We start from the raw sequence: 8,265 nt of genomic DNA on the forward strand, positions 1-8,265 counted from the left end.
TGGAAACGGTATGGATATTGATGTTTTTTTAGAGCAGATGATCGATCAAAAGTCGTCAGATCTCTATATTACGGTTGGGGCTCCGGTTCTTTATCGTGTGGATGGTGAGCTGCGTCCCCAAGGCGATAAACTTTCACATGCGGTGGTGAGTTCCTTGCTTGAAAGTATGATGGATAGAGAGCGCCAGCATGAGTTTCATGCTAGTAAAGAGGCTAACTTTGCTATCGTCCGTCACTTTGGACGATTCCGTGTGTCGGCTTTCTATCAGCGAGAGCTGCCCGGCGCCGTTATTCGCCGGATTGAAACAAGGATTCCCACCTTTGAGGAACTCAAACTTCCTGAAGTATTGAGAGAACTGGCTACCGCTAAGAGGGGACTAGTTCTAGTCGTTGGGGCGACGGGGTCGGGTAAATCGACCACCATGGCGGCGATGACTGGTTATCGCAATACTCATCAGTCGGGGCATATATTAACGGTTGAAGACCCGATTGAGTTTGTTCACGAGCATCAGCGCTGCATTGTGACTCAACGTGAAGTCGGTTTAGATACAGAAAGCTATGAAGTTGCATTGAAGAATTCGTTGCGTCAGGCTCCTGATATGATTCTGATTGGAGAAATACGTTCGCGTGAAACAATGGAATACGCAATGACATTTGCTGAGACAGGCCATCTCTGTATGGCGACTCTGCATGCCAATAACGCAAATCAGGCTCTTGAACGCATTTTACATTTGGTACCCAAAGAGCAAAAAGAACAATTCCTGTTCGATTTGTCGATGAATCTTCGTGGTGTGATTGGTCAGCAACTGATTCGAGATAAAAACGGTCAGGGTCGTCATGGTGTCTTTGAAGTGTTGCTCAATAGTCCAAGAGTTTCTGATCTTATTCGACGTGGCGACTTGCATGAGTTAAAAGCAACAATGGCTAAGTCGAGTGAGGTGGGGATGCAAACCTTTGATCAGGCACTGTATAAGTTAGTAACCGAGAATCAAATTAGCGAGGAAGATGCACTTCATAGTGCAGATTCGGCCAATGATCTCAGAATCATGCTTAACACGCAGCGTGGCAATGGTTCAAGTGGCAGTGCGTTGAGTAATGTTAAGATTGATATGGATTAGGGGGGATAAGAACGCTTCGCTCCGAGATCGGGCTTCGCCCTACGAGAATTTAGAGCGGACTTCGTCCTTCGAGAGGAGCTTGTGATGAGTGAGTTGAAAGTTGCAGGCAGCGCTGGCTAATATTTAAGCTTAATTGTCTGAATTTAAAAGAAAAGGGTTGAAATGCACTGTTAACCCTTTCTAGATTTTCTCGCTTCTCGCTTCTCGCTTCTCGCTTCTCGCTTCTCGCTTCTCGCTTCTCGCTTCTCGCTTCTCGCTTCTCGCTTCTCGCTTCTCGCTTCTCGCTACCCTGATAAGCGTTCGTCATGCAGTTCGACGGCTAAGCCAAAACGGCCATGTAGGCGGTTAGCAAACTTCTTCGCTCTTGGCGTAATGGTTTCAAGATCTTTGCCATGCAGGTCGGTAGGCAAACCCACCACTAGTAGATCCGGTTGCCACTCTTTGATTTGCTTTTCGATGTCATCCCAATTTGGGATTCCATCATTAGCTTTAAAAGCTTTCAACGGAGAAGCGGTACCCGTAATTTCCTGTCCTATCGCACTGCCAATACTTTTAGTGCCAAAGTCAAATGCCATAATTGTTCTAGACATGTTTCTCTTCGTTATTGTTGTTACGCGTGGCCAATATCACTAGAAAGTTGGGCGACATCAATACCAAGCATCTGTACAGCCTTTTGCCAGCGTTCATTGATTGGAGTATCGAACATCACATTGGGATCCGCCTCAACCGTTAACCATGAGTTCTCTGACAGCTCTATCTCTAGCTGACCAGCTTCCCAGCCAGAATAGCCCAATGCGACCAGATAATGGTGAGGTTCAGCTTCTGTCCCGAGTACACCTAGAATATCACGAGATGTAGTGACGGAGATTTTATCCGTCATCTTGATGCTGGATTCATATTCGTCTTTAGGCTGGTGGAGTATAAAACCACGATCTTCCGAGACTGGGCCACCGTTGAGTACAGGCTTGTCTAAGCTGTCGGTTAAGAGTTTCGGATGAATTGACTCGACATCGACTTTCTCTAACATTTTGCCGATGGTGATGTCGATAGGAGCATTAATCATTAAACCCATCGCCCCATCTTCGTTGTGTTCGCAAACGTAAATCACGCTGCGCTGGAAGTAGGGATCTTTCATGCCCGGCATTGCCACTAAAAAATGGTTGGTTAAATTCATAAACACTCCCACTTAAATATGGGCAACCCTATAGGTTGCCCTAACAGTTTAGGCGTTTAGTCGACGTTCAATGGCGTCCATGAGTTTGCCAGTGATCGACACATCAAATGCCGCTTCGATTTCACGAATACAAGTTGGGCTGGTTACGTTTATCTCTGTTAGCTTGTCACCGATGACGTCTAAGCCAACAAATATCAGCCCTTTTTCTTTAAGTGTAGGCGCTACAGCTTCAGCTATCTTTTTATCTGTCTCACTAAGTGGTCTCGCTTCACCTGTTCCGCCCGCTGCCAAGTTGCCACGTGTTTCACCTTTCGCAGGAATACGTGCCAAACAATAAGGCATTGGCTCGCCATCTACGACTAGGATGCGCTTGTCACCGTTGCTGATATCAGGAACGAATGTTTGTGCCATTGCGTAGTTTTGACCGTGGTTGGTCAAGGTTTCAATGATGACGGATACGTTTGGATCATTCTCTTTGACGCGGAAGATAGACGCGCCACCCATGCCGTCTAGAGGTTTTAAGATCACGTCGCCATGCTGTTCACGGAACGCTTTAATTCTTTCTGCTTTTCGAGTCACTATTGTGGTTGGAGTAAGTTCTGGGAACCATGCAGTGAACAGTTTTTCGTTACAATCACGCAGGCTTTGTGGCTTGTTTACGATCAGCGTACCTTGCTCTTCTGCACGCTCTAAAATATAGGTTGCGTAGATGTACTCAGTGTCAAATGGAGGATCTTTACGCATGAGAACGACATCGAGCTCGGATAACTCGATGGTTTGCTCAGATTTAAACTCGTACCAACCTGTTGGATCTTCTTTAAGTTCTACGATCTTGGTATCTGCGATCGCAACACCTTGTTCAAGGTGAAGATCGTTCATTTCCATGTAATGGATCTGATAGCCGCGGCGCTGCGCTTCAAGCATCATGGCAAAGCTAGAGTCTTTTTTGATGTTAATGGACGAAATAGGGTCCATCACAATACCTAATTTGATCATTGTCTTTCTCCGTTTAACCAAGATCGCCGAAACGAACTTGCAAGGCTGTAATTGCCGTAAGGGCTGCTGTCTCAGTACGTAAAACACGTGGGCCGAGCAGCGTCTCTTCGAAATTGTACTTTTCCGTCATGCCGATTTCTTCAGCGGATAAACCACCTTCAGGACCAATCAGTAGACGCACTTTTTCTACAGGCGTAGGTAAAGTATTAATCGAGTACTTGGCGCGTGGATGTAGGTTGAGTTTTAAGCCGTCATACTCTTCACCACACCATTCCTCAAGCTGCATGACAGGGCGAATCTCTGGTACTGTATTTCGACCACATTGCTCACACGCACTGATTGCTATTTTTTGCCATTGAGCGAGTTTCTTCTCAAAGCGTTTTTGATCGAGTTTCACGCCACAGCGCTCAGAGATTAGGGGAGTAATGGTGTTCACACCTAGCTCAACAGACTTTTGAATGGTGAACTCCATCTTATCACCACGAGAGATGACTTGACCTAAGTGGAGATCTAATGGTGATTCACTGCTACGCTCAATACGTTCAGTGACGTCTACTTCCACGGATTTTTTGCTCACATCACTGATGAGTGCCGGAAACTCTGCGCCACTCCCGTCAAACAGCAATACTTGCTGACCTTCCTTCATTCTCAGCACTCGACCGATATGACCAGCTGCTTCTTCACTTAGTAACAAACGTCCAAGCTGAGTTATGGTTTCTGGGTGATAAATTCGTGGGATTCGCATTGTATTTCGACTTCCGGCAACAGATTTTGAGTTAACTTCTAACATGGATGCTTTGCATTGAAAAAACAAGGGGCAAGCAGAGTTTCCAGTGCTTTACTGAAAACTCTAAAGGTATTTAACGCGCTTGGCAGGCTTCGTAAACAAACGGATTGTGATTGCCTTGAATTTTGTCGATGCGTCTATCTCGTTCACACTCCCACTTGTCTACTGGAAACTGCTTATTCCAAGCATTCATAAGATTACGTTGCTGCTTGGACAAATTGAATCCATATTCTTGGCTCATATAGAGATAGGTTCTTGCGATGGCGCCTTTGGCACGATCTGGGGGCATTGCTTTACGTTCCTTGAAATTGACCTGCATTTCACACTGGCCATAGGTGACTCCATCGATACCATTCCACTGGCTGAAATTGAAATTGGAACGATCACCGTTCACCTCTCCTATGGCTGGCGTAAGGTTGTGGAGGTCAGCTTCCATCTGACGAAACTGTTTGTCATTCTTGGAACAATTTTTCCTTCCGCCGTTTTGCCAACATTGGAGTTGGTGACCAAATTGCCAGGCAGGCACAACATGCTCCCATTCGATACGTGAGGCACGTTGTTGCTGTTTGCGAACTTTGTAGCCACACGACTCTAAGTCAGGGATGCCTTTCTTTCCCTTCCAATCAATGTCACACCCGCAGTAGAAACTCGTTGGGTGATCGGAGTAAATTTTAACGGCTTCTTTCTTTGCTTGGCTGAACGAAGCGGGCGGAGCAGCTTGAGATAGGGGGCTTAAAATCATTGCCGCAAGAGCGATGAGCAGATGTTTTTGCATGATAGTTAAGTGTTAGAAAAGCATTAGAAACTGGAGTCTAACACGCAACTCTGCATTAAATAATTGATAAATTTCGAATTTAGAAAAGTTGTTTGCCCGTGTAGGCAAGCGTTTGATGGCACTGCTGACAGCGATAGCTTGCTTGTTGTCTCAAAACCTTATTGTGGCGACGAATCGTTAACGGGTACAAGGAGCACTGACAGCGATATTCGAACGTTTTTCCTTGAACCGAGATAGTTTCGAAACGGTGTGTTGTCCGAGCGGGTATTTTAAACACAGACTCCATGACCGCTTGCCACTCTTTTCCATGAGGACGGACTCGCCCATACACTTGATAGGTGACTAAGTGGGCAACTTCATGGGGAATGACTTCTGCAAAGAAGGCGTGTTTGTTCTCTCTAAAAAGGACTGGGTTGAGGCGAATTTCATTGAGCTGTAGAAATGCTTTACCGGCAGCTTTTCCTCTGAGTTTAAAGTTAAGGCTGGGAATGGAGAAACGGCGCTCAAAGGCTTGTTGTGCTGTATCTATACATTCCGCAATCACCTTGTTTGCTCGATATTCTAATTCTATGTCCAAGCCACACTCCCAAAAAAATCGCCCCATAAGCAGGGGCGAATGATATACCGGAACAGCATGAAGTGCGACCTAAGGGTGATGTTTCTTTTTGATCGTTTCATGGTAGGCATGCCAAGTACCATAACCAAGAATTGGCATGGTAAAGAGCATTCCAATACCGTAAGTGGCAAAACCAACCAAAATACCGCCACAGATCAGTGCGGCCCAGACGATCATCGCGGGAATGTTCGATTTGACGGCATTAAAGCTAGTGAACACAGCAGTCATCATATCGACTCGGCGTTCCATCATTAGTGGAATGGAAAACGCTGAAATACTAAAGACGATACTCGCTAGAACAAAACCGACTAAAGAGCCTATAACGAGAAATGGCATAAACTCACTTAAAGGCGCACCCTGAACCGACGGGTAAAGAGCATGAAGCAGTGCTGCGATACGCATCCAGAAAATCATACAAACCGCGAGTAACACTGCAAAGGCCCATTGTGAACTTGAGTTACGTCCGATGGCTTTCATTGAGTGCATCAAACTGGCGCTATGGCCTCTCTCTCTTTCCCAGCTAGCATCATACAATCCAAGCGCAAGGAATGGACCAATTAACATATAGACGACTAAGCTCGGCATGACGACAAGGTGAGTTCCTTGCCATTGCACAAGTAATACAATACCGATTGCGGCAGCCATAAAGCATAAGCCATAAAAGGCACTAATAAGCGGCATTCGGACGAAGTCATGTAGACCGAGTGCGAGCCAGTGGAATGGGGCAGATATACTCACCTGATTACAAGGGATTGTGCGAGCATATTCCGCATCTGAGACTTCCTTTCGTTTATCGTTGAAGTCCTGTGGATTCACCGTACGAGGCATACATCCTCCTTGATCGATTCTCTACGTTGACTAAATTCGTTGGCAAATTTAGCGTTTGATACTCGATGCCCGGCTTGCCGACGTCTGTGATGTAAGCGGCGCATCAGTCTATGTTAACCATCAGTACAATACTGAACTTGAGGTGTTAACATATTTTTAACTATTGACCCCATGACAAAAAAATACAACGTTGAGAAGCGATTTTTATTGGTAATAAAAAAGGCCTCTGGTTGTCCAGAGGCCTCGATGTATCAACTAAGTGATTGTCACTAAATTACTTTAATCCAGCGAACTCACGTAGAATTGCTGCTTTGTCAGTCGCTTCCCAAGGGAACTCTTCACGACCGAAGTGACCGTATGCCGCCGTCTTCTTATAGATTGGTTGAAGTAGGTTAAGCATTTCTTGTAGACCGTATGGGCGTAGGTCGAAGTGCTGACGAACTGCTTCAATGATGATTTCTTGAGAAACTTTTTCAGTACCAAAAGTTTCAACCATGATAGACGTTGGATCTGCAACACCAATCGCGTAAGACAATTGGATTTCACAACGATCAGCAAGACCTGCCGCTACGATGTTTTTCGCAACATAACGAGCTGCGTAAGCCGCAGAACGGTCTACTTTTGATGGATCTTTACCAGAGAATGCACCACCACCGTGACGCGCTGCGCCGCCGTATGTATCAACGATGATCTTACGACCAGTCAGACCACAGTCACCCATAGGACCACCGATAACAAAACGACCTGTTGGGTTGATGAAGAACTTGGTCTCTTTGTTGATCCACTCTGTAGGTAGTACTGGCTTGATGATCTCTTCCATTACTGCTTCACGTAGGTCTGGAGTTGAGATTGTGTCACAGTGCTGAGTAGAAAGAACAACCGCATCGATACCAACGATTTTGCCTTCATCGTACTGGAAAGTAACCTGAGATTTCGCATCTGGGCGCAACCAAGGTAGAGTGCCGTTCTTACGTACTTCAGCTTGTTTTTGCACAAGACGGTGAGAGTAAGTAATTGGTGCTGGCATTAGGATTTCAGTTTCGTTAGTTGCGTAACCGAACATAATACCTTGGTCACCCGCACCTTGCTCTTTAGGATCTGCTTTATCAACACCTTGGTTGATATCTGGTGACTGTTTACCGATCGTATTTAGAACTGCACAAGAGTTAGCATCAAAGCCCATGTCTGAGTGAACGTAGCCGATTTCACGAACAGTTTGGCGAGTGAGCTCTTCGATATCTACCCATGCAGATGTCGTGATTTCACCACCAACCATTACCATGCCGGTTTTTACATAAGTTTCACACGCAACACGTGCTTTTGGATCTTGTTCTAGAATCGCATCAAGGACTGCATCAGAAATCTGGTCTGCAATTTTATCTGGATGGCCTTCTGATACTGACTCAGAAGTGAACAGGTGCTTAGCCATGTGAGCTCCATTTCTATTATTAATTGAGCAGAAGGGAAGTCTTCTACAAAAAATTATTAGTACAAACTGTAGGTGTTTCTACATCTAGACGTCTATTTTAGTTTTGACCGTTCGAATTACAAGCTCTTTTTTTCCTAGAAGCAAAACTAAACGTTTGCGTTGCTAATATGAAGATTGCGTGCTTCCTCTATGAAGTTAGACCAAAAGATAGAATATTTGTGAATAAACTGGCTGGAAAACGTTTGCAGAGCTAACAGTGCTTTGAGAGAATTGTCGCCCACTTACATTTATGATTCGCTTAATGCACTCAGGAGCTGACATGTCTTCTCGTCAACATCTCGCTAACGCAATCCGCGCTCTAAGCATGGATGGTGTACAACAAGCTAACTCTGGCCACCCAGGCGCACCTATGGGTATGGCTGATATCGCTGAAGTTCTTTGGCGTTCACACCTAAATCACAACCCAGCTAACCCAGAGTGGGCTGACCGCGACCGTTTCGTCCTTTCTAACGGCCACGGCTCTATGCTGATTTACTCTCTGCT

Annotated in this window: 8 protein-coding genes and 2 pseudogenes; 2 read left to right on the top strand and 8 right to left on the bottom strand. The window is 45.5% G+C overall.

Annotated features, from left to right (window positions below):
• Window positions 1-10 precede the first annotated feature (10 nt).
• A complete protein-coding gene (locus tag QTN95_RS15345) occupies window positions 11-1,117 on the top strand; it encodes a PilT/PilU family type 4a pilus ATPase (protein WP_331418047.1) in 1,107 nt (368 codons plus the stop codon).
• Between the two features lie 290 nt (window positions 1,118-1,407).
• On the opposite strand, the pseudogene ruvX reads toward QTN95_RS15345, so the two are convergent.
• From ruvX to metK, 8 genes and pseudogenes are all read right to left on the bottom strand, one after another.
• A pseudogene (ruvX, locus tag QTN95_RS15350) lies at window positions 1,408-1,707 on the bottom strand (Holliday junction resolvase RuvX); the annotation flags it as partial.
• Between the two features lie 20 nt (window positions 1,708-1,727).
• Window positions 1,728-2,291, bottom strand: a complete 564-nt coding sequence (locus QTN95_RS15355; protein ID WP_269378558.1) for a YqgE/AlgH family protein — start codon at window positions 2,289-2,291, stop codon at window positions 1,728-1,730.
• A gap of 48 nt (window positions 2,292-2,339) precedes the next feature.
• Complete coding sequence (gshB, locus tag QTN95_RS15360) at window positions 2,340-3,287, bottom strand: glutathione synthase (protein WP_331418048.1); 948 nt, start codon at window positions 3,285-3,287, stop codon at window positions 2,340-2,342.
• A 13-nt stretch (window positions 3,288-3,300) separates the two neighbouring features.
• The gene (rsmE, locus tag QTN95_RS15365) at window positions 3,301-4,032 is read right to left on the bottom strand and encodes a 16S rRNA (uracil(1498)-N(3))-methyltransferase (protein ID WP_331418053.1); all 732 of its coding nucleotides are present in this window, start codon (window positions 4,030-4,032) and stop codon (window positions 3,301-3,303) included.
• Window positions 4,033-4,147: 115 nt separating this feature from the next.
• Complete coding sequence (gene endA, locus QTN95_RS15370; RefSeq protein ID WP_331418049.1) at window positions 4,148-4,849, bottom strand: deoxyribonuclease I; 702 nt, start codon at window positions 4,847-4,849, stop codon at window positions 4,148-4,150.
• Between the two features lie 79 nt (window positions 4,850-4,928).
• The gene (locus tag QTN95_RS15375; protein ID WP_331418050.1) at window positions 4,929-5,426 is read right to left on the bottom strand and encodes a SprT family zinc-dependent metalloprotease; all 498 of its coding nucleotides are present in this window, start codon (window positions 5,424-5,426) and stop codon (window positions 4,929-4,931) included.
• A 69-nt stretch (window positions 5,427-5,495) separates the two neighbouring features.
• On the bottom strand, window positions 5,496-6,293 hold the full coding sequence (locus QTN95_RS15380; RefSeq protein WP_331418051.1) for a DUF2189 domain-containing protein: 798 nt from the start codon (window positions 6,291-6,293) through the stop codon (window positions 5,496-5,498).
• A gap of 274 nt (window positions 6,294-6,567) precedes the next feature.
• The gene (gene metK, locus QTN95_RS15385) at window positions 6,568-7,722 is read right to left on the bottom strand and encodes a methionine adenosyltransferase (RefSeq protein ID WP_269378563.1); all 1,155 of its coding nucleotides are present in this window, start codon (window positions 7,720-7,722) and stop codon (window positions 6,568-6,570) included.
• 319 nt (window positions 7,723-8,041) lie between these two features.
• On the opposite strand from metK, the pseudogene QTN95_RS15390 reads away from it, so the two are divergent.
• Window positions 8,042-8,265 (top strand): annotated as a pseudogene (locus tag QTN95_RS15390) (transketolase); the annotation flags it as partial.

The organism is Vibrio sp. M260112 (genome assembly GCF_036533775.1).
Lineage (GTDB): Bacteria > Pseudomonadota > Gammaproteobacteria > Enterobacterales > Vibrionaceae > Vibrio.